At 70.4% G+C, this 21,353-nt stretch carries 15 protein-coding genes; 4 read left to right on the top strand and 11 right to left on the bottom strand.

What is annotated here, in order from left to right:
• The first annotated feature begins 148 nt into the window (after window positions 1-148).
• A complete protein-coding gene (locus ACFY60_RS04420) occupies window positions 149-766 on the top strand; it encodes a GNAT family N-acetyltransferase (RefSeq protein ID WP_309049791.1) in 618 nt (205 codons plus the stop codon).
• A 92-nt stretch (window positions 767-858) separates the two neighbouring features.
• Here the strand turns inward: ACFY60_RS04420 and trxA are convergent, their stop codons facing one another.
• The 7 genes from trxA to ACFY60_RS04385 all read right to left on the bottom strand — a co-directional run bounded on the left by trxA (window position 859) and on the right by ACFY60_RS04385 (window position 10,408).
• Window positions 859-1,197: a thioredoxin gene (gene trxA / locus ACFY60_RS04415; RefSeq protein ID WP_388609875.1), complete on the bottom strand. Its 339-nt coding sequence runs from the start codon at window positions 1,195-1,197 to the stop codon at window positions 859-861.
• 50 nt (window positions 1,198-1,247) lie between these two features.
• Window positions 1,248-2,213 (bottom strand): thioredoxin-disulfide reductase, encoded by a 966-nt coding sequence (gene trxB / locus ACFY60_RS04410; protein WP_388609877.1) that lies wholly within the window; start codon window positions 2,211-2,213, stop codon window positions 1,248-1,250.
• A gap of 127 nt (window positions 2,214-2,340) precedes the next feature.
• Window positions 2,341-3,261 carry an anti-sigma factor gene (locus ACFY60_RS04405; RefSeq protein ID WP_388609879.1) on the bottom strand — a complete coding sequence of 307 codons (921 nt, stop codon included), beginning with the start codon at window positions 3,259-3,261 and terminating at the stop codon, window positions 2,341-2,343.
• A complete protein-coding gene (gene sigM / locus ACFY60_RS04400; protein WP_388609881.1) occupies window positions 3,258-3,962 on the bottom strand; it encodes an RNA polymerase sigma factor SigM in 705 nt (234 codons plus the stop codon). Before sigM ends, ACFY60_RS04405 begins: the two co-directional genes overlap by 4 nt.
• Window positions 3,963-3,987: 25 nt before the next feature.
• Window positions 3,988-5,673: a protein kinase family protein gene (locus ACFY60_RS04395; RefSeq protein WP_388609882.1), complete on the bottom strand. Its 1,686-nt coding sequence runs from the start codon at window positions 5,671-5,673 to the stop codon at window positions 3,988-3,990.
• 118 nt (window positions 5,674-5,791) lie between these two features.
• Window positions 5,792-8,035: a murein biosynthesis integral membrane protein MurJ gene (murJ, locus tag ACFY60_RS04390; protein ID WP_388609883.1), complete on the bottom strand. Its 2,244-nt coding sequence runs from the start codon at window positions 8,033-8,035 to the stop codon at window positions 5,792-5,794.
• Window positions 8,036-8,080: 45 nt separating this feature from the next.
• On the bottom strand, window positions 8,081-10,408 hold the full coding sequence (locus ACFY60_RS04385) for a DUF6049 family protein (RefSeq protein ID WP_388609884.1): 2,328 nt from the start codon (window positions 10,406-10,408) through the stop codon (window positions 8,081-8,083).
• A 193-nt stretch (window positions 10,409-10,601) separates the two neighbouring features.
• On the opposite strand from ACFY60_RS04385, the gene ACFY60_RS04380 reads away from it, so the two are divergent.
• Window positions 10,602-12,044, top strand: a complete 1,443-nt coding sequence (locus tag ACFY60_RS04380) for a CCA tRNA nucleotidyltransferase (RefSeq protein WP_388609886.1) — start codon at window positions 10,602-10,604, stop codon at window positions 12,042-12,044.
• A 149-nt stretch (window positions 12,045-12,193) separates the two neighbouring features.
• Here the strand turns inward: ACFY60_RS04380 and ACFY60_RS04375 are convergent, their stop codons facing one another.
• The 3 genes from ACFY60_RS04375 to ACFY60_RS04365 all read right to left on the bottom strand — a co-directional run bounded on the left by ACFY60_RS04375 (window position 12,194) and on the right by ACFY60_RS04365 (window position 15,348).
• Window positions 12,194-13,453, bottom strand: a complete 1,260-nt coding sequence (locus tag ACFY60_RS04375; protein ID WP_388609887.1) for an MFS transporter — start codon at window positions 13,451-13,453, stop codon at window positions 12,194-12,196.
• An 82-nt stretch (window positions 13,454-13,535) separates the two neighbouring features.
• Window positions 13,536-14,618, bottom strand: coding sequence for an inositol-3-phosphate synthase (locus ACFY60_RS04370; protein ID WP_388609889.1), 1,083 nt, complete (start codon window positions 14,616-14,618; stop codon window positions 13,536-13,538).
• A gap of 49 nt (window positions 14,619-14,667) precedes the next feature.
• Complete coding sequence (locus ACFY60_RS04365) at window positions 14,668-15,348, bottom strand: helix-turn-helix transcriptional regulator (protein WP_388609891.1); 681 nt, start codon at window positions 15,346-15,348, stop codon at window positions 14,668-14,670.
• Between the two features lie 372 nt (window positions 15,349-15,720).
• Here ACFY60_RS04365 and ACFY60_RS04360 point away from each other — a divergent pair, with 372 nt between their 5' ends.
• Both ACFY60_RS04360 and ACFY60_RS04355 read left to right on the top strand, forming a co-directional pair.
• Window positions 15,721-18,507, top strand: coding sequence for a transglycosylase domain-containing protein (locus ACFY60_RS04360; protein WP_388609892.1), 2,787 nt, complete (start codon window positions 15,721-15,723; stop codon window positions 18,505-18,507).
• Between the two features lie 96 nt (window positions 18,508-18,603).
• Window positions 18,604-20,148 carry a glycosyltransferase family 87 protein gene (locus ACFY60_RS04355; protein ID WP_388609895.1) on the top strand — a complete coding sequence of 515 codons (1,545 nt, stop codon included), beginning with the start codon at window positions 18,604-18,606 and terminating at the stop codon, window positions 20,146-20,148.
• A gap of 104 nt (window positions 20,149-20,252) precedes the next feature.
• On the opposite strand, the gene ACFY60_RS04350 is transcribed toward ACFY60_RS04355, so the two are convergent.
• Complete coding sequence (locus ACFY60_RS04350; protein WP_388609896.1) at window positions 20,253-21,284, bottom strand: alanine racemase; 1,032 nt, start codon at window positions 21,282-21,284, stop codon at window positions 20,253-20,255.
• Window positions 21,285-21,353 lie beyond the last annotated feature (69 nt).

The following is a 21,353-nucleotide window of genomic DNA, read 5'->3' as shown; positions in this document are numbered from 1 at the left end:
GGGCGGGCCGCGATCCGAATGTCACCGGATCGCGGCCCGCCCTTGTCCTGTGCGCGGTATCGCCCTGATCGCCCGATCGATACGATTCTGTGAGGACGTATCCGTGGAGCCGCATCGTGCTCGATGGCCAGGGAAGCGAGGGGCAGCCGTGGGGCGTCGGCTCGTACCGCTCACGCTGGACAATCTTCCGGATCTCCCGAAGCGGTGTCGCTCCTGTGTCTTCTGGGAGCTGGACCCCGTCAGCGGGGAGGCGGCGGTGAAGACCGGCCGTCCGGACGTGGAGAAGGAAGCGTGGATCTCCGCCGTGCTCCTCGAATGGGGATCCTGCGGGCGCGTGGTCTACGTGGACGACGTACCGGTCGGGTACGTGCTCTACGCGCCCCCGGCCTATGTGCCGCGCTCCATGGCCTTTCCGACGAGCCCCGTGGCGGCCGACGCAGTCCAGCTGATGACGGCGTGGATCATGCCGGAGTACCAGGGGCAGGGGCTGGGCCGCGTGATGGTGCAGACCGTCGCCAAGGATGTGATGCGGCGGGGCTTCAAGGCGATCGAGGCCTTCGGGGATGCCCGCTGGAAGGAACCGGCCTGTGTCCTGCCCGCCGAGCACCTTCTCGCGGTCGGCTTCAAAACGGTCCGGCCGCACCATGCCTTTCCCCGGCTGAGGCTGGAGCTCCGCACGACGCTCTCCTGGAAGGAGGACGTCGAGATGGCACTGGACCGACTGCTCGGCGCGGTGCAGAAGGAGCCCGCGCTGAGGCCCCTCTAGCCACGGAATCACGAGAGCGGCCCACCCCCTGCGAGGGGGTGGGCCGCTCTCGTCGGCTGGTGGGTGTTTCACGTGAAACACCGCCCCGTGGGTCAGCCCTTGGTCGGCTCGACGAAGTCCGCCAAGTCGCGCAGGATCGCGGCCTTCGGCTTGGCGCCGACGATGGTCTTCACGACCTCGCCGTTCTGGTAGACGTTCAGCGTCGGGATGGACATGACGCCGTACTTGGCGGCGGTGGCCGGGTTCTGGTCGATGTTGAGCTTCACGATCTCGATCTCGTCCTGCTCCTTGGCGATGGCCTCGAGCGAGGGAGCGATCTGACGGCACGGGCCGCACCACTCGGCCCAGAAGTCCACCAGGACAGGCTTCTCGCTCTTGAGGACAACCTCCTCGAAGGAAGCGTCGGTCACGTTCTTAAGCTCGCCGGCCACGGCGGCCTCCTTAACTTCTTGGGGTGTGGGGTGGGGAAGGAGCGGGTCGATCAGACTGCGGGCGTCTCGGCCAGCTTCTCGCTGTCGGCGAGGGCGGCGAGGTAGCGCTCGGCGTCGAGAGCGGCCGAGCAGCCGGTGCCGGCAGCGGTGATCGCCTGCCGGTAGGTGTGGTCGACGACGTCGCCGGCACCGAAGACGCCCGTCAGGTTGGTGCGGGTCGACGGAGCGGCCACCTTGAGGTAGCCCTCGTCGTCGAGGTCCAGCTGGCCCTTGAAGAGTTCGGTGCGCGGGTCGTGGCCCACGGCGATGAAGAGGCCCGTGACGGGCAGCTCTCGGGTCTCGCCCGTCTTCGTGTCGCGCAGGGTCAGGCCGGTGAGCTTCTGGTCGCCGTGGATCTCGGCCACCTCGCTGTCCCAGGCGAACGAGATCTTCGGGTCGGCGAAGGCACGCTCCTGCATCGCCTTGGAGGCGCGCAGGGAGTCGCGGCGGTGGACGATCGTCACGGACCTGGCGAAGCGCGAGAGGAAGGTCGCCTCCTCCATCGCGGTGTCGCCGCCGCCGACGACGGCGATGTCCTGGTCCTTGAAGAAGAAGCCGTCGCAGGTGGCGCACCAGGAGACGCCACGGCCGGAGAGAGTGTCCTCGTTGGGCAGTCCGAGCTTGCGGTGCTGCGAGCCGGTCGTCACGATGACGGCCTTGGCCCGGTGCACGGTGCCGGCGGTGTCGGTGACGGTCTTGATCTCACCGGTCAGGTCCACGGCCACGACGTCGTCGGGCACCAGCTCGGCGCCGAAGCGCTCCGCCTGGGCCCGCATGTTGTCCATCAGGTCCGGGCCCATGATGCCGTCACGGAAGCCGGGGAAGTTCTCGACCTCGGTGGTGTTCATCAGCGCGCCACCGGCGGTGACGGCACCTTCGAAGACCAGCGGGTTCAGCGACGCTCGGGCGGTGTAGAGCGCAGCGGTGTATCCCGCGGGCCCCGAGCCGATGATGATCACGTTACGGACGTCGCTCACGGGTTTCTTCCTCGTCTCTGCAGACTGCCTACTGCCTACGGGGCGGTGTCTCGGTCACTCTCACCCCACCCAACGGATCCTACGGGGCGCGCATTCCCGAACGGGCCGCGCGGCACCGCGACGGCTGTCAGGAGCGGGGCAGGAACCGTGTGAACAACACCTTGGCCGGGTCGCCCGTCGCTCCCGGGGAGCGGTCGGCGCAGGAGGCGTCGAGGACGTATGCCTGGACCCGTCCGCTGTCGGCATGGTCCGTGAGCACGAGGAGATAGGCGGGGGACCCGGCGTACTCGCCCTTCTCCTGGGCGAGGACGCCGTCCGTGCGGCCTGTTCCCGCGAGGACGCAGGCAGGGACGGGGAGGGCGCGCCGGGGAGCGGGGGTGGTCCCCTCGGACAGGGTCTCGGGGCCGATGCCCTGGGGGGAGCGGGCGGTCTCGCCCTCGGTCAGCAGGGAGCGGACGCGTTCCTCGACGGGTGTCCCGGAGAAGGGGGTGAGGCCGGCGCTGGCCGCTGCGTCGGCCCTCCGGCTCTCCTCGGCCTGCCCGGCGGTGGGCACGCCTCCGCCTTGGGCCAGGAAGATGCCGGTGCCGAGGATCACGGCTCCGAAGGCGGCGCCGAGGGTGGCGACCAGACCGATCCTGCGGCGGCGGGAGGGAGTCGGGCGGCCCGGACCGGTGGCTGCGCGGGGCCGCCCGGAGGGACGGCCCGGCGCGGTGGAGGGGGCGGACGCCTGTCGGGGCGCTTCCGTGACGCGCGCTGTTTCACGTGAAACAGCGGGCTCGCCCTCGGGAGCGGTGGCGTGCAGCAGGGCCTCGGCGGCGAGGGCCGCGTCGATCCGGCCGGCGATCTCGGCGGGCATGCGGGGTGGTCCGGGTAGGGTGCCGAGGAGTCCCCTGATCTCTTCCAGGGACGTGCGCACGTCGGCGCAGAGCGGACAGCCGTCCAGGTGCCGACGGACGGCCGCGGAGCGGGTCGGTGAGAGGAGGCCCTCGGCCAGGTCGGAGATCTCGGAGACGTCCGGATGCTGTGCCGCGTCGGTCGTGGAAGTCACGCGCGCCCACCTCCGCCCTTCACAGCAGCTGGATCAGTCGGTCCGTTGTCCTTCGGCCCCGGCACCGGTGGGACGGATGTCCCCGGCGTCCGGTTCCTTCCCCCCTCGGGAGCGTCGTTACCCACCGTCCCGGTGCGGAGATGCGTGAGCAACGGCAGCAGCCGCGCCCGGCCGCGTGCGCAGCGGCTTTTGACGGTTCCGGTGGGGACGCCGAGGATACGTGCCGCTTCCGCGACCGGGTATCCCTGCATGTCGACGAGGACGAGTGCAGCGCGCTGTTCCGCTGGCAGGGTGGCCAGCGCGGCCAGGAGCTCCCGGTGGAGGTCCTGGCGCTCGGCCGGGGCTTCGGCGGATTCGTGCGGTTCGAGGAGCTGCTCGAACCGGGCGGTGTCGTCGACGGAGGCGGTTCTGCGAGATGCGCTCTTGCGGAGGCGGTCCAGGCAGGCGTTGACCGTGATGCGGTGCAGCCAGGTGGTGACGGCCGACTGGCCGCGGAAGGTGTGGGCGGCCCGGAACGCGGAGATCAGAGCGTCCTGGACGGCGTCCGCGGCCTCCTCGCGGTCGCCGAGTGTCCGCAGGGCGACCGCCCAGAGGCGGTCCCTGTGACGCCGTACGAGCTCACCGAAGGCGTCCGGGTCTCCGGCGACATGGCGCGCCAGGAGCTCCCGGTCGCCCGTGGCGTCGTCCTTCGGATCGTCCAACGGTGAGCCCCTCCCTCAGCGGTGGTCAGCCCAGGACCTTGATCTCGCTCAGCTTGCCTCGGTACCCGCTGGAGCCGGCGGGCAGTTCGGTGAGCCAGACGAGGACGTAGCGGGTCGTGACGGGCTTGGCAGGCTTCAGCGTCACGCTGCTGCCGGACCCGGACGCCTGGGTGGTGTACGCGCCGGGCATGGACGGCTCGCTCACCGTGCCGGCGGGCGCGGTGCGCAGTTCCACCGAGGTGTCGCCCCGGAACGACAGATCGACCTGGCCGACCTCCTGCTCCTTGCCGAGATCGAGGACGAGGCCCACACCCTTCTTCAGCTTCCCGAAGTCGGGGCTGGCGTAGTTCACGGTGTGCCAGAAGGTGCTGGGGTCGCCGTCGTAGGCCTTCGCCTTGATGTCACCGTTCTCCACGCCGTTGCCCAGGGGGTCGAAGTCGCGGGACGACTCGATGGTGAGCGGCGTGAGCGGCTTCGGCTTCTCGTCGCTCGTCGGGCCCGGTACGGGCGTCTTCGTCGCGGTCTCCGGCTCCAGGAGCCGGTCCGCGATCTGCCAGCTGCCGAGACCGAGGGCGGCGATGAGGAGAGCCGAGACGGCCCACTTCAGCGCGGTCCCGGTACGGCTCTGCAGCGGGGGCGGCGGGGCCACGACGGGCTGGGTGACGGCGGGGTGCGGCTGGGGCCGGCCGTAGGTGCCCTGCTGGTAGGTGGTCCGCTGGTACTCCGGCGGCGTGGGGAACTCCGGCTCGGGCGCCTTGACGCGCGGCATCGCCGCCACGGCCTTGGCGAGTTCGTCCGGAGTGGTGCAGGGCGGGTCCTGGCGGGAGGCGGTGGCGCCGTCGTTGGCGAGGGCGCGCATGGCGATCTCGGAGAGTCCGCGGTGGACGCCGGCCCGGACCTGGTCGGGGGCGAGCAGACCGACGCCCTTGGGCAGGCCGGAGAGGCCGTGGGCGTCGTTGTCGTACGGCCAGCGCTGGGTGAGCGCCGCGTAGAGCAGGGCGCCGATGGCCTCGGTGTCGGTGCGCTGGGGGCGTTCGGCGGTGATGCCGCGCAGGGCGGCGTTCACGGCGAGGCCGCGGATGCGGTACTGGCCGGTGGAGCTGCGCAGGACGGCACCGGGGGTGAGGCGGAGGTGGGCGAGGCCTTCGCGGTGGGCGGCGGCCATGGCCTGGGAGACCTGGCTGACGAGCTGGTAGGCCTCGTGCGGCTCCAGCGGTCCGGCCGCGAGGAGCGCGGTCAGCTCCGTCGCGTCGGGCAGCCACTCGTGCACCACGTACACGAGGTCGTTCTCCTCGACGGCGTCGAGGACTTGGACGAACCGGGGGTCACCGAGGAGCGCGGAGGAACGGGCGGCGGCCAGGACGGAACGGGCGCGCGGGTGGTCGGCGGGCAGGAGGTGCACCCCGACGGCACGCCGGAGCTTCTCGTCGACGGCACGCCAGCTGCTGAAGCCGTCCAGACGGGTGACGCACTCCTCCAGGCGGTAGCGGCGGGCCAGCTTGTGGCCGCTGTGGAGTTCGGGAGTGGTGAGCGAGGGCTGCTCGCCACTCTGTCGTTCGGCCTTCTTCTTCTCCGTGGTTCCGGCTTTCCTGCCCGCCGTCTTCTGCGCTTCCGCCACCCCGTCGGTCGCGGCCGAGTCCGCCTTGGCGGTCAGCGGATCGTCACCGCTGTTGTCGGCCACGTCGACGGCAGCCGTGCTACGTTCCGCCACCGTCGTTCCTGCCTCCCCATCCGTTGCGCCACATCCACCAGCCAAGCCAATTGTGCCCACAGTTGGACGCTGTGCACGACACGCGGCCCCCGCCGACGGTTGTGCGGCAGGCGCGACCTCAGCGTCCCAGACGCCCGCGCACCATGCCCACCAGGGTGTTCAACTCGGCGATGCGCATGCGCTTCGCCGCGACGAAGAAGACGCCGAGGAGTACCGCCCCACCGGCCAGCAGGGCTACGAGGGAGCCCAGGGCACCGTCGCCGAGGAGCTTCAGAAGCCCGAAGCCGACGGCGCCGCCGACGATCGCGGCGGGCAGGGAGGCCATGCAGAGCCGCGCGTAGGTCCGCAGGACGTGGGCGCCGTCCAGGTCCCCGCCCAGCCGGTTGCGCAGGCGGCGCCAGGCGATGCCGACGCCCACGGCGTAGGCGAGACCGTAGGCGCCGGCCATGCCTACCACCGCCCACTGCGCCGGCAGGAGCACGTAGCAGAGCGCGGAGACCGCCGCGTTGACGGCGGCGACGATGACGGTGTTGTAGAAGGGCGTCCGCGTGTCCTCGTACGCGTAGAAGCCGCGGAGGACGACGTACTGCACGGAGTACGGGATCAGGCCGAGGCCGAAGGCCATCAGGATGAAGCCCATGCCCCGGGCCGCCTCGACGCCGCTGGAGGCGTAGAGCAGGGTGCACATCGGGACGCCGAGCGCGAGGAAGGCGAAGGAGACCGGGACGATCGCGACGGCCGAGTTGCGCAGGCCCTGGGAGATGTCGTCCCGGACGGCGCCCGGGTCGTCGTCGTGGGCGGCACGGGAGATGCGCGGGAGCAGCGCGGCCATGACGGAGACCGTGATGATGGCCTGCGGCATGCCCCAGATCAGCTGGGCGTTGGAGTACGCGAGGAAGCCGGCGCCGTTCTTCCCCGACTCTTCACCGGCCGCGGTGGCGAGCTGGGTGACGACCAGGACGCCCGCCTGGTTGGCGAGGACGAACAGCACGGTCCACTTGGCCAGCTTGACCGTCTTGCCGAGGCCGTGGCCCTTCCAGTCGAAACGGGGGCGGAAGCGGAAACCGGCCTCGCGCAGGTACGGGATCATCGCCAGGGCCTGGACGACGAGTCCGAGCAGGGTGCCGACGCCGAGGAGGCGGATGCCCTCGTCCGGGATCGTCTGCACGCCCATGTGGGATTCGGCGGAGGTGCCGTAGACCCAGATGAACAGGCCGAAGGTGACGATCATGACGATGTTGTTGAGGACCGGGGTCCACATCATCGCGCCGAACTTGCCCCGCGCGTTCAGGATCTGACCCATCACCACGTGCACGCCCATGAAGAAGATGGTGGGCAGGCAGTAGCGGGCGAAGGTGACGGCGACGCTGTTGGCCGCGGCGTCGTCGGCGATGGTGTTCGACATCAGCCGGATCAACAGGGGGGCGGCGAAGACGGCGGCGGCCACGATCAGGCCGAGGGCCACCATCACCAGCGTGAGGAGACGGTTGGCGTAGGCCTCGCCGCCGTCCTCGTCGTTCTTCATCGAGCGGACCAGCTGCGGTACGAAGACCGAGTTGAGTCCGCCGCCGACGGTGAGGATGTAGATCATCGTCGGAAGCGTGTAGGCCACGGTGAAGGTGTCACCGAGCAGGGCGGCACCGAGCGCGCCCGTGATGACGAGGCTGCGGACGAAGCCGGTGAGCCGGGAGACCAGGGTGCCGGCCGCCATCACGGCGCTCGACTTCAGCAGGCCCGAGGCGCGGCCGGCCTTCTTCGGGGCGGGCGCGGGCAGGGGCTCCGGTTCCGGTGCGGGCGGCGGCACCTGCCCCGGCGTCTGCTGGTCGCGGTAGAGATGCGCGAAGGCGTCCGGCTCCGGCTGCTCCTCGCCGGCCCGGGTCACCAGGTCGTCGACGCCGGTGAACTGCACGGTCCGCGCGTCGTCTCCGTACGGAAGGTGGCGGGAAGGGCCGTCGGGCTCCGGGGCCGGGGTCTGCGCCCACACCCGGGGGTCGGGGGCGTGCTGCGGAGCGGCCGGCTGCTGGTACAGCGGCTGCGGCTCCTCGTAGGTGCCCGGTGGTGGCGGGGGGTGCGCCGCGCGGTCGTACAGCGCTTCGCCGACCGGGTCCTGCGCCGAGAGGTCCTGGGCCCGGTACGGATCATGGGTGTAGGCGTCCTGGACGTACGGGTCCTGGGCGTAGGGCGTGCCGCCGTACGGGTGATCGCCGTACGGATTCTCCCCGTACGGCTGCCCGGGCGGGGGGCTCTGGTGCGGCGGCGGCACCGGGGCGGGGCCGGAACCGGGGGGCGTCATGGGCGTCCCACCGGACGGCGTGGTGCCGCCCGCACCCTGGCCGCGGTCACCGTCGTACGGCGCGTTCATGGTTACCCCACCTCATCGTCCCCGGCCGACCGGCCACGACATCGCTCAACGGTCCACTTTCTCACCCGGGCCCGCGGGGTCGCCGCTTTCGGACCCGGTGTCCGGTGTCGGGTCACTCGGCTGCGCCTCGGCGGCGGCCTCTCCGGACCCGTCGGCGGCGTCCTGGGCGGTGTCGTCCGCGGATTCGTTCCCGGCCTCGGCGTTCAGGGCCGCCATCCGCTTGCGCTGGGAGTACATCCGCACCCCGGCGAGGACGAGGAGCAGGACTCCACCGGCGAGGACGAGCATCACCGTGGGAGTGATCTCGGAGACCTTCACCATGAAGGTCATGGGCCGGCCGTACGGCGTGCCGTCCTCGGTGTACAACTGGGCGGTCATCGGCACCTGGCCGTTGGCATTGGCCGCCGCCGTGAACTTCACCGACTGGCTGTGCCCGGCGTTGATCCGGATCGGCAGCTCGGCGGCGCCGTCGCCGCCGTTCAGCTTGAGGCGGTTCTTGTTGCCCGGGGTGAGACGCAGCACCAGGTGGTCGACGCCCTGCAGCAGCTGGTTCTGGACCGTCACGGGGATCGTGGCGCTGCGCCCGGACAGGGTGAGGTCGGACTTGTCGACGAGCTGGACGCCCTCGGTGAGGTCCTGGAGGTGGTCCAGGACGGTGTCCCGGTAGAGGGCGGCCGTACTCGCCCGGCCCCGCCAGGACATGGACATCTCGCGGTTGATCGCGTTGCCGAAGGGGGTGACGACCCGCTCCGGTGCGGTCAGGACGACCTTGAAGTCGTCCAGCTCGTCCCGGGTGGTCTTCATGTCGCGGAACGCCTGCACGGGCAGCTCCTGGTCCCGCAGCCGCTTCGGATAACGGGAGGTGGCCGGCACCGTCGTGGACGCCTCCGGGTCCGGCTTGACCGCGGCGGCGGCGATCAGGTCCAGGGGCTGGGTCCACCGCTTCGCGGAGAGGCCCCGCAGGGCGGTGGCCATGGCCTGAGCCTGCGAGACGGTCGGTGTCCGCTGCGGGGCGACGACGACACTGCGCTGCTGCTCGGGCTGCTCCAGGGTGATCGCCAGCGACTGGGCGAGGAACTCCTGCACCGCGCGGGTGGAGCTCTCCGACCGGATGAGATCGCCCTCGAAGGCGGTCGACAGGAGCGCGTCACTCACTACGGCGGTGGTGCCGCCGCCGAGCGGACGCGCCGCGGTGGGGGTGTAGGAGAGGTCGTCGCGGACGCTGTCGCTGCGGGCGATCACCTTGTCGGCGCCCGCGGAGGTCGCCACGGCCACGATCGAGGGGTCGACGGCGCCGTCGGCGGGCCAGGAGAAATCGGTCGACGGCTGGACGTGGAGGATCGTCTCCACCGTCGTACCCGCGAGGGAGGTGGCCGACTGGAGGTGTCCGAGCGATCCGGGGACGTCCTTGCCGCGGTGGGCGAGGGAGGCGAGATCCGGGTCGGCGAACGGCAGCGCGACGACCTTGTCGCCCTGAACGGCCTTCTCCAGCTCGTTCAGCCACCGCTCGGCGAGGGCCTGGTGGCCGCCGGGCACGTGGGTGGCGCCCTCCTTGACCCGGTAACCGTTCGCCATGGCGTCGACGGAGGCCAGCAGGTCGGGGTCGATCACCCAGGTGACGGGGAGATCCCTGCCCAGCGAGACCATCTCGTCGAGACGTCCCCCCGGGCGCAGCTCCGCGGCCAGATCGTCGTCCTCGAAGATCGGGGTCTGCTGCGCGTCCGTACCGGTCTCGGCCGACACGTGGGAGGAGGAGATCAACGGCCAGAGATAGGTGAGCTGGGTCTTCTTCTCCGTCGCCTCCGGCTGGTACGGCAGGAAGGTCCGCTCGATGCCGAGCACCCGGTCGTAGCCCTGGCCGGCGAGCTGTCCCGTGAGGGAGACCCCCAGCTGGTACACGCCCGCCGCGTCGAGGCCGAGCTTGGTGACCGGTACCGAGAGGGTGAACTCGGCGCTGAGTCCCGCTTTGAGCTCCGGGATCTTGAGCTTGGGGGCGCCGAGGGCGGCGGGGTCGCTGCCGGCCCGGAAGCCGGTCCTGCCCGAGATCTGCGCGATCTGGCTCCGGCTGGTCATCCGGGGGCCCACCCGCAGGTCCACGCTCGCGCCGGTGATCGTCTTCTTCCCCAGGTTGGTCACCGTCCCGGAGACCGTGACGGTGTCCCCTTCGACCGGGGCAGTGGGTGAGAGCGTGTCGAGGGACACATCGACGGTCCGGGAGCCGGCGGTCCCCTCGGCGGCCGCCGCCACGGGGGCGGTCGGGGACTGGAGCAGCCCGGCGAGGAGCGGAGCCCCGACGGCCACCGTGAGGGTGCGCCGCAGCCATCGACGGGCAGGTGAGGGACCGGTTCCCTGGATGTCTGCCGCCTCGGCCACGCGTTCGCCCGTCCTCGTCGTTGTCTCTGGTGCCAGTGGTGTCGGTGGTTCCCGGTTGCTGTGTCCAGGCATGGTAACGAGGCACGCCGGGGGCAAGTGCCGGGGACTGCTCCAGCCGATGAGCGGGAGCGCGCGGGTCGGCGGGAGAAAACCGGGGCGTCGCCCGGACCCGGGGCACGTACCCTTTTCTGTTGTGCCGAACGCCAACGAAGACACCCCGACTGCACTGAGCCAGGTGCAACGCCGCGCGGTCAGCGAACTGCTGCGCGTGTCCCCTGTCGCCGACGATCTCGCCCGCCGCTTCCAGGAGGCCGGGTTCAGCCTCGCGCTGGTCGGCGGCTCGGTACGGGACGCACTGCTCGGCCGGCTCGGCAACGACCTGGACTTCACCACCGACGCCCGCCCCGAGGACGTGCTGAAGATCGTCCGTCCGTGGGCGGACGCCGTGTGGGAGGTCGGCATCGCCTTCGGAACGGTCGGCTGCCAGAAGGCGGGCTACCAGGTGGAGGTCACCACCTACCGCTCCGAGGCCTACGACCGGACCTCGCGCAAGCCGGAGGTCTCGTACGGCGACTCCATCGACGAGGACCTGGTCCGGCGTGACTTCACCGTCAACGCCATGGCGGTCGCCCTCCCCGAGAAGGAGTTCATCGACCCGTACGGTGGTCTCGAGGACCTCGCGGCCCGGGTGCTCCGCACCCCCGGCACCCCCGAGGAGTCCTTCTCCGACGACCCGCTGCGCATGATGCGGGCGGCGCGCTTCGCCGCTCAGCTGGACTTCGAGGTCGCTCCCGAGGTCGTCACGGCGATGAAGGAGATGTCCGGCCGGATCGAGATCGTCTCCGCCGAGCGGGTCCGCGACGAACTCAACAAGCTGCTGCTCTCCGCCCACCCCCGCAAGGGCCTCGGGCTCCTCGTGGAGACCGGCCTCGCCGACCACGTCCTGCCGGAACTGCCGGCACTGCGCCTGGAGAGCGACGAGCACCACCGGCACAAGGACGTGTACGAGCACTCCCTGACGGTGCTCGACCAGGCGATCGACCTGGAGGAGGACGGCCCGGACCTGGTGCTGCGCCTCGCCGCCCTGCTCCACGACATCGGCAAGCCGCGCACCCGCCGTTTCGAGAAGGACGGCCGGGTCTCCTTCCACCACCACGAGGTGGTCGGCGCCAAGATGACCAAGAAGCGCATGACCGCACTCAAGTACTCCAACGAGATGATCAAGGACGTCTCGCGTCTCGTGGAGCTGCACCTGCGCTTCCACGGGTACGGGACCGGCGAGTGGACCGACTCGGCCGTGCGCCGGTACGTGCGGGACGCCGGCCCCCTGCTCACCCGGCTCCACAAGCTCACCCGCTCGGACTGCACCACGCGCAACAAGCGCAAGGCGAGCGCCCTCTCCCGCGCCTACGACGGCCTGGAGGAGCGCATCGCGCAGCTCCAGGAACAGGAGGAGCTGGAAGCGATCCGGCCCGACCTCGACGGCAACCAGATCCAGGAGATCCTCGGCATCCGGCCGGGCCCTGCCGTGGGCCAGGCCTACAAGTTCCTCCTGGAGCTGCGGCTGGAGAACGGCCCGATGGACCACGACGCGGCCGTGACGGCGCTCAAGGAGTGGTGGGCCGCCCGCGACTGAGTGGGGTGGCGGGGAGCACCGGCGTTTCACGTGAAACGGTCTGTTTCACGTGAAACATGCGACCTGATCACTGGGGCCGCCCGGTGGCGCTGACCGGAGAGGGGTGACGTTTCACGTGAAACGTCACCCCTCCGTGCGTCTCCGGACCCTCACCCCTCCGTGCGTTTCCGGACCAAGGTGAGAGCGATCACCGCGTAGAGCACGGCCACGAGACCGACCAGCAGCGTGGAACGTCCGTCGGTGGGAAGCATCAGCGCCGACACCCCCGCCGCGCCGACGAAGGCCATGTTGAACAACACGTCGTAGAGGGCGAAGACCCGTCCCCGGTAGGAGTCGTCCACGGCCGTCTGCACCACCGTGTCCGTCGCGATCTTCGCGCCCTGTGTGACGAGGCCGAGAGCGAAGGCCGCGACCAGGAACGGAGCGGGAGCGAAGGTCAGGCCGAGGAACGGGACCAGAACGGCGGCCGTCCCCGCGCACGCGGCCATCCAGCCGAAGGGGCCGAGCCGCCCCACCGCCCCCGGGGAGAGGACGGCGGCCGCGAAGAAGCCGGCTGCGGAGAGGGCGACCGCGAGCCCGAGGAGCCCCAGCCCTTCCTCCTCGGTGGAGCTCCACGCGTACCGGCAGAGCATGAGGACGGTCACGAGGAGGGCGCCGTAGCAGAAGCGCATCAGCCCGATGGTGAGCAGCGCCCGCGCGGCGGGCCGTCGCTCGGCGAGGTGGCGCAGCCCGGCGGCGAGGCCGCGCGTGGTGGAGGCGAGGGCCGAGGAGAGCCGGGGCGGCGCGAGACCCGGATCCGGACCGAGAAGTTCGTGGGGCATGCGCAGGGACGCGAACGCGGAGCAGAGGTAGAGGAGGGCCCCGAAGGCCACCACCGCGGCGTCGGACCCGCCGGCGAGCAGCCGGATGCCCAGAGCCAGACCGCCGCCGAGAGTGGCGGCCAGGGTGCCGGCGGTGGGGGAGAGCGAGTTGGCCACGACCAGCCGCTCCTCGTCGACGACTCGTGGGAGGGCGGCGGAGAGGCCCGCGAGAACGAACCGGTTGACAGCCGTGACCGAGAGAGCCGAGACGTAGAACAGCCAGTCGGGGACGGCGGCGAGGATCAGGACGGCGGTCCCGCAGGCGAGGAGGGCGCGCAGCAGGTTCCCGTACAGGAGGACCTGCCGTCGCTGCCAGCGGTCGAGGAGGACTCCGGCGAAGGGACCGACGACGGAGTACGGCAGCAGCAGGACCGCCATGGCCGAGGCGATGGCACCGGGCGAGGTCTGCTTCTCGGGGGAGAAGACGACGTACGTGGCCAGCGCCACCTGGTAGACGCCGTCGGCGGACTGGGACAGGAGCCGGACGGTCAGCAGGCGGCGGAAGTCGCGCAGGCGCAGCAGTACGCGCAGATCACGTACGACGGACATGGCAGCAAGACTCACATACGACGAGGGCCCCCGGGCAGTGCCTCGGGGACCCTCGTGCGGAGACGGCGGAACCGGCTGGTTCCTAGCGCTCGACCTCACCCTTGATGAACTTCTCGACGTTCTCGCGGGCCTCGTCGTCGAAGTACTGGACCGGCGGGGACTTCATGAAGTAGCTCGACGCGGAGAGGATCGGGCCGCCGATGCCGCGGTCCTTGGCGATCTTCGCGGCACGCACGGCGTCGATGATGACGCCCGCCGAGTTCGGGGAGTCCCACACCTCGAGCTTGTACTCCAGGTTCAGCGGAACGTCACCGAAGGCGCGGCCCTCGAGACGGACGTACGCCCACTTGCGGTCGTCCAGCCAGGCCACGTAGTCGGAGGGGCCGATGTGGACGTTCTTCTCGCCGAGCTCCCGGTCGGGGATCTGCGAGGTGACGGCCTGCGTCTTGGAGATCTTCTTGGACTCCAGGCGCTCGCGCTCGAGCATGTTCTTGAAGTCCATGTTGCCGCCGACGTTCAGCTGCATCGTGCGGTCCAGGATGACGCCGCGGTCCTCGAACAGCTTCGCCATGACGCGGTGCGTGATGGTGGCGCCGACCTGGGACTTGATGTCGTCACCGACGATCGGGACACCGGCCTCGGTGAACTTGTCCGCCCACTCCTTGGTGCCGGCGATGAAGACCGGGAGGGCGTTGACGAAGGCGACCTTGGCGTCGATGGCGCACTGGGCGTAGAACTTCGCCGCGTCCTCGGAGCCGACCGGCAGGTAGCAGACGAGGACGTCGACCTGCTTGTCCTTGAGGACCTGGACGATGTCGACCGGGGCCTCGGCGGACTCCTCGATGGTCTCGCGGTAGTACTTGCCCAGACCGTCGAGGGTGTGGCCGCGCTGGACGGTGACGCCGGTGGCGGGCACGTCGCAGATCTTGATGGTGTTGTTCTCGCTGGCGCCGATGGCGTCGGCGAGGTCAAGGCCCACCTTCTTCGCGTCCGCGTCGAACGCGGCGACGAACTCGACGTCACGCACGTGGTAGTCGCCGAACTGCACGTGCATCAGGCCGGGGACCTTGGCCGCCGGGTCGGCGTCCTTGTAGTACTCGACGCCCTGGACCAGCGACGCGGCACAGTTGCCCACGCCGACGATGGCTACGCGAACCGAACCCATTTCCGGTTGCTCCCTGTGTATTCGTGGAATCCCCGCTGAGGGCGGGGATTCACTTGGTGGTGTCATCGGACGGATCCGGCCGGGTACTGCCCCCGTGCCGGGGCAGGCCGCCCGCTTCTTCGGAATCGTTGTCGTGCCGAGCGGGGGCAACGGTGCCGGATCGCTGATCCCGCCCTGCCCGCTCGCTCTCGATGAGCTCGTTCAGCCAGCGCACCTCGCGCTCCACGGACTCCATACCGTGGCGCTGCAGCTCAAGCGTGTAGTCGTCGAGCCGCTCCCGCGTCCTGGCCAGTGAGGCGCGCATCTTCTCCAGGCGCTCCTCCAGCCGGCTGCGGCGGCCCTCCAGTACCCGCATCCGCACCTCGCGCTCGGTCTGACCGAAGAAGGCGAAGCGGGCGGCGAAGTGTTCGTCCTCCCAGGCATCGGGCCCGGTGTGGGAGAGGAGCTCCTCGAAGTGCTCCTTCCCCTCCGGTGTCAGCCGGTAGACGATCTTCGCGCGGCGCCCCGCCAGCGAGGCGGCGAGCGCCTCCTCGGGGGCGCTGCCCGGCTCCTCGATCAACCAGCCGTTTGAGACCAGCGTCTTGAGGCAGGGGTACAGCGTCCCGTAGCTGAAGGCGCGGAAGATGCCGAGCGACGTGTTGAGCCGCTTGCGCAGCTCGTACCCGTGCATCGGGGCCTCGCGCAGGAGGCCGAGAACGGCGAACTCGAGGATGCCCGATCGCCTGCTCATCCGCTCGCCTCCTCCTCCACCCCGGGACGCTTATGTCGTACTGATGTATCGACTCGATACATCTCGACGATAGAACGACCGCTGACCGGCGACAAGTGGGGGTCCCGTGACCGGCGTCACATCATCAATTCACAGCAGGCGACTTGCCTGATTTGGGGTGAAGTTCGGCCCTAGGGGGTTTTTGGCCGTGCGTAGTCTGTCCCGCATGCAGACCACCGGGAACCAAGCGACGCGCTGGGGCGTCAGTGCAGCGGGTGACCGGCTGCGGTACGGAGGGACCTCCGATGGGGTCCAGACCGTACGCATTTCGGGGGGACCGGAACTCAACTGCCGCTTCCAGGCCTACGCGCCTGCCCGAGGAGTAGTCGTTCGATGAGCGAGCATCGTCGCAAAATGCCGCCGCAGCAGCCGCCGACGGGCGGTCGCGCGGCGGCACGGCGCGCCGCACAGCAGCCGATGGGCCGCCGGCCGGCCCCGGCCCATGACACCGGTATGGAGGCCCCTTCGGCCTCGTACGGGCCGCCCTCCTCGTACGGGGAGGAGCGCCCCTACGGTGGCCGCGCCGAGGCCCGGCGCGCCGCCCAGCGCGGCGGTCGCCGCCGCGCGGCCGAGCACGGCCACGGTGGAGCCGGAGGTGCCGGTGGCGGACGGCGTGGTGGCGGCGGTGGCGGCGGCCACAACGGAGGGCCGGGGCGGGGCCGCGGCGGCCGTCCGCCGGGCAAGAAGCGGCTGATCGACTACCCGCGTCACGACAAGTACGGCTGGCGTCGCTGGGTGCCGTCCTGGAAGTTCGTGACGGGCACGTTCCTGTTCTTCATGGCGAGCCTGATGGGCGCGGCGGCCCTCGCGTACTCCAAGGTCGGCATCCCCGACGAGGCGGAGACCGCGACCTCGCAGAACAACATCTTCTACTGGGCCAACGGCGAGCGCATGGTCGCCACGGGCAGCGGTCAGAACCGGCAGATCGTCGGGTTCGAGAAGATCCCGAAGCACATGCAGGACGCCGTGGTCTCGGCCGAGAACAAGACGTTCTGGAAGGACTCCGGCATCGACCCCATGGGCATCGGCCGCGCCGTGTGGAACATGGCCAAGGGCGGTGAGACCCAGGGCGGCTCGACCATCACCCAGCAGTACGTGAAGAACAACCGGCTCGACGACCAGTCCCAGACGGTCACCCGGAAGGTGAAGGAACTCTTCATCTCCATGAAGGTCGACGACCAGCTGGGCAAAGAGCAGATCATGGCCGGGTACCTGAACACCGCGTACTACGGGCGCGGTGCCTACGGCATCCAGGCCGCCGCCCGTGCGTACTTCAACGTGGACGCCCAGGATCTCAACGTCAGCCAGTCCGCGCTGCTCGCCGCCGTCCTCAAGGGCGCGACGTACTACGACCCGGCCGGCTACCCGGAGATCGACCCGGAGGCCACGGCCGAGAAGAACAGGGCCCGCGCCACCAAGCGGTGGAACTGGATCCTCGACGAGATGGTCAAGGACGGCAAGCTCAAGCCGGAGGAGCGCGCGAAGTACCCGACCTTCCCCGACGTCGAGAAGCTCAAGCCGGCCGCCAACATGAGCGGCCAGATCGGCTACCTCGTCAGCACGGCCAAGGCAAACGTCCGCAACAAGTTCGGCATCACCGAGCAGGAGCTGGAGCGCGGCGGCTACGAGATCCGTACCACCTTCGATAAGTCGAAGGTCGAGGCGCTCGAGAAGTCGATCAAGAAGATCTACGACGAGTACATCGACCCCGAGAAGCGTCCGAAGACCGACACCCACGTCCAGTTCGGCGGCGCCTCGGTCGACGCCGCGACGGGCGCGATCGTCGCCCTCTACGGTGGCACCGACTACACCAAGCACTACACCAACAACGCCGACAACACCGGCGCCCAGGTGGGATCGACCTTCAAGCCCTTCGTCCTCGCCGCCGCCATGAAGGACGGCGTCCGCAACCCGGAGCTCGGGCCCGTTCAGGGCGCCGACGAGCGCACCATCGTCGACCCCGACAAGAGCCGCTACTCGGGCAGGAACGAGCTCAAGGTCCGCAGGTACAACGGTGAGATCTGGCACAACGAGAAGGGTGAGGAGTGGCTGCAGACGAACGATGACAACAAGAGCTACGGCAACATCACCCTCCGCGAGGCGATGATCCGCTCGGCCAACTCGCCGTACGTGCAGCTCGGCATGGACGTCGGCATCGACCAGGTCCGGGACGCCGCGATCAAGGCCGGTCTGCGGCCCGAATCGCTCGTCAAGGGCGAGGTGCCGTCCTTCTCCCTCGGCATCTCCAGCCCGAGCGCCATCCGCATGGCCGGGGCGTACGCGACCTTCGCCAACCAGGGCGTGCAGAACGAGCCGTACTCCGTCACCGAGGTGAAGCGCGGCGGCCAGACCATCCACAAGCACAAGCCCGAGCCGCAGCAGGCCTTCACCTCCGCCATCAGCAGCAACGTCACCGACGTGCTGCGTGACGTGGTGGAGTCGCCGTACGGCACCGGCCGCAAGGCCAAGGTCCCCGGCCGCCAGGTGGCCGGCAAGACGGGTACGACCGACGGCAACAAGTCGGCCTGGTTCGTGGGCTACACGCCACAGCTGTCGACCGCCATCGACATGTACCGCTTCTCCGACGACGAGACGCAGAAGAAGCGCGAGTTCCTGGAGATGTTCGGCACGGGTGACCAGCCGAAGATCCACGGTTCGTCGTTCCCGTCGCGGATCTGGCAGGACTACATGACCGAGGCCGTCAAGTCGTACGAGTTCAAGGCCTTCCCCGCGCCGGAGAAGCTGGAGGACGCCAAGTCGGTCTTCGGCGGCGGCGCGACCAGCCCGGCGCCGACCCCGACGGTCACGGAGAAGCCCACCGAGTCCGCCACGCCGACCACGACTCCCCCGACCACGACGGCCCCGCCGACGACGACTCCGCCGACGACGCCTTCCAAGTCGCCGAAGCCGACGAAGACGGAGACGTGCAGCATCTGGGACCGGGACTGCAACAACCCGGACGACCCCGGTGGCACCACGGGCCAGCCGACGACGACTCCGCCGGCGACGCCGACCACGGAACCCGGTCCGACCGACTCGCCGACGGGCGGTGGCGGTGGCGGTTCCGGCGGTCCCGGGGGCGACAACGGCAAACCCGACGACGGCACCTGGTTCCCCTAGGAGCGCCCAGGCCATGAGGGCCGCCGCGCCGGTCCGTACCCCATGTACGGTCCGGCCGCGGCGGCCCTCACCGCTTTCCCGGGGGCGTACGGCAGGATGTCCCCCATGCCGAGCCTCCAGAAGACGCGCGCCCCACGGGACCGGTCCCAGGGGCGCTCGCCCGTGGTCGTCCCCACCCACCGGGACCCGGTGGCCGCCGCGGGCAGCCAGCTGATCGGCGGCCCGTTCGGCCGTCGCGCGCTGACCGGGACCGGACCGCTCACGCCGGTGCGGGTGATCGCCCTCGTGGCGATCGGGATGTTCGCGCTCGGCATGGTGCAGAAACTGCCCTGCTACAACTGGGCCTGGTTCGAGGGCCTCACCTCCCAGTACACCCACGCCTGCTACTCCGACATCCCGCACCTCTACGAGGGACGCGGCTTCGCGGCGGGCCTGGTGCCGTACTTCGACCGGCTGAGCGGCGGTGTGCCGTTCCTGGAGTACCCCGTCCTCACCGGCCTCTTCATGGAGGTCGCGGCCTGGCTGACGCCCGGCGGCGGCCCCATGCGGGAGCAGGAGCAGGCGTTCTGGATGGTCAACGCCGGCATGCTGATGGCCTGCGCGGCCGTTCTCGCCGTCTGTGTGGCCCGGACGCACCGCCACCGGCCCTGGGACGGGCTGCTCGTCGCGCTGGCCCCCTCGATCGCGCTCACGGCCACGATCAACTGGGACATCCTGGCCGTCGCGCTCACCGCGGCCGCCGTCCTGATGTGGTCACGTGGCCGGCCGCTGGCCTTCGGCATCCTGCTCGGCCTGGCCACGGCCTCCAAGTTCTACCCGATCCTGCTGCTCATCCCCCTGCTGTTGCTCTGCTGGCGGGCCGGGAAATGGCGGCGGTACGGGACGGCGGTGCTCGGCGCGGCCGGGGCCTGGCTGGTCGTGAACCTGCCCGTGATGATCCTCGCTCCGGAGGGCTGGAAGCAGTTCTACCTCTTCAGCCGGGACCGGAACGTCGACTTCGGCTCCGTCTGGCTGCTCGTCAGCCAGCGCACCGGTGCCGCGATCAGCCCCGAGCGGGCCAATCTGTACGCGCTGCTGCTGATGGTGGTGGCGGTGGCGGCCCTCGCGATGCTGACGTTCACGGCGCCCCGGCGCCCCCGCTTCGTCCAGCTCGCGTTCCTGATCGTCGCCGCGTTCGTCCTGACCAACAAGGTGTACTCGCCGCAGTACGTCCTGTGGCTCGTGCCGCTGGCCGTGCTCGCCCGGCCGCGCTGGCGTGACTTCCTGGTCTGGCAGGCCTGCGAGGTCATGTACTTCCTGGGCGTCTGGATGTACCTCGCCTTCACGGCGAGCGGCAACAAACAGGGCCTGCCGGTGGACGGCTACCAGTTCGCGATCGTGCTGCATCTGCTCGGGACGCTGTACCTGTGCGTCATGGTCGTACGGGACATCCTGACGCCCGAGCGGGACCCCGTGCGGCAGGACGGCGCCGACGACCCCTCGGGAGGTGTCCTGGACGGGGCCGAGGACGTCTTCGTGGCGGGCAGGGCCGCGCACCTGGCGCGGCAGGCGGTGCCGCCGCGGGCCCCCGAGTGGCCGCGGGTGGAGTGGGGCACGTCGGGGAGCGCCGGGGCCCCTGGCAGCGGCGGCCCGCGGGGATGACGTACCGCGGCGGCCCGCGCCGATGACGTACGAACGGGTGGGGGCCCCGGCTTCGACGAGCCGGGGCCCTCACCCGTGACCGCGCGGGGCGGGAGGCCGGTGGCTCAGCGCTCCACGAGACGGTCGAACTGCGTCGTGGTGTGGCGCAGATGCGCCACGAGCTCGTCGCCGACCCGCGGCTCCTGCGCGTCGGCGGGCACGAACAGGATCGACACCTGCATGTGCGGCGGCTCGGCGAACCAGCGCTGCTTGCCCGCCCACACGAACGGCGAGAGGTTCCGGTTGACGGTCGCGAGACCGGCCCGGGCCACGCCCTTGGCACGCGGCATCACGCCGTGCATGGCCTTCGGAGCCTCCAGGCCCACGCCGTGCGAGGTGCCGCCGGCGACGACCACGAGCCAGCCGTCCGAGGCCGCCTTCTGCTGGCGGTAGCCGAAGCGGTCCCCCTTGGAGACACGGGTCACGTCCAGGACCGAACCCCGGTACTCCGTCGCCTCGTGGTCGCCGAGCCAGAGCCGGGTGCCGATCCGGGCGCGGAAGCGGGTCTGCGGGAACTGCTGCTGGAGCCGGGCCTGCTCCTCGGCGCGCAGATGGCTCACGAACAGGGTGTGCAGGGGCAGCCGGGCCGCGCGCAGGCGGTCCATCCAGCCGATGACCTCCTCGACCGCGTCGGTGCCGTCCGGCCGGTCGAGCGGCAGGTGCAGGGCGAAGCCCTCCAGGCGCACGTCCTCGATGGCCGAGTGGAGCATCGGGAGCTCCTCCTCGCGGACGCCGTGGCGCTTCATCGAGCTCATGCACTCGATGACGACCCGGGCCCCGACGAGGGCGTGCACCCCGTCGACGGAGGAGACGGAGCGGACCACCCGGTCGGGCAGCGGAACCGGTTCCTCGCCCCGCCGGAACGGCGTGAGGACCAGCAGGTCACCGCTGAACCAGTCCTTGATCTTCGCGGCCTCGTAGGTGGTGCCGACCGCGAGCATGTCGGCGCCGAACCGGGCCGCCTCGTCGGCGAGCCGTTCGTGCCCGAAGCCGTAGCCGTTGCCCTTGCAGACCGGGATCAGACCGGGGAACTGGTCGATGACCGTCTTCTGGTGCGCCCGCCAGCGCGCGGTGTCGACGTAGAGGGAGAGCGCCATGGCCGGCCCGGAACCTTTCTGACGGCAGCGGTGGATCACAGGTGTGTACGAGAGTACGAAACGTCCGGC

It is taken from the genome of Streptomyces sp. NPDC012827 (assembly GCF_042900905.1).
Classification (GTDB): domain Bacteria; phylum Actinomycetota; class Actinomycetes; order Streptomycetales; family Streptomycetaceae; genus Streptomyces; species Streptomyces gulbargensis.
This window is presented reverse-complemented; position numbering and strand designations above follow the sequence as displayed.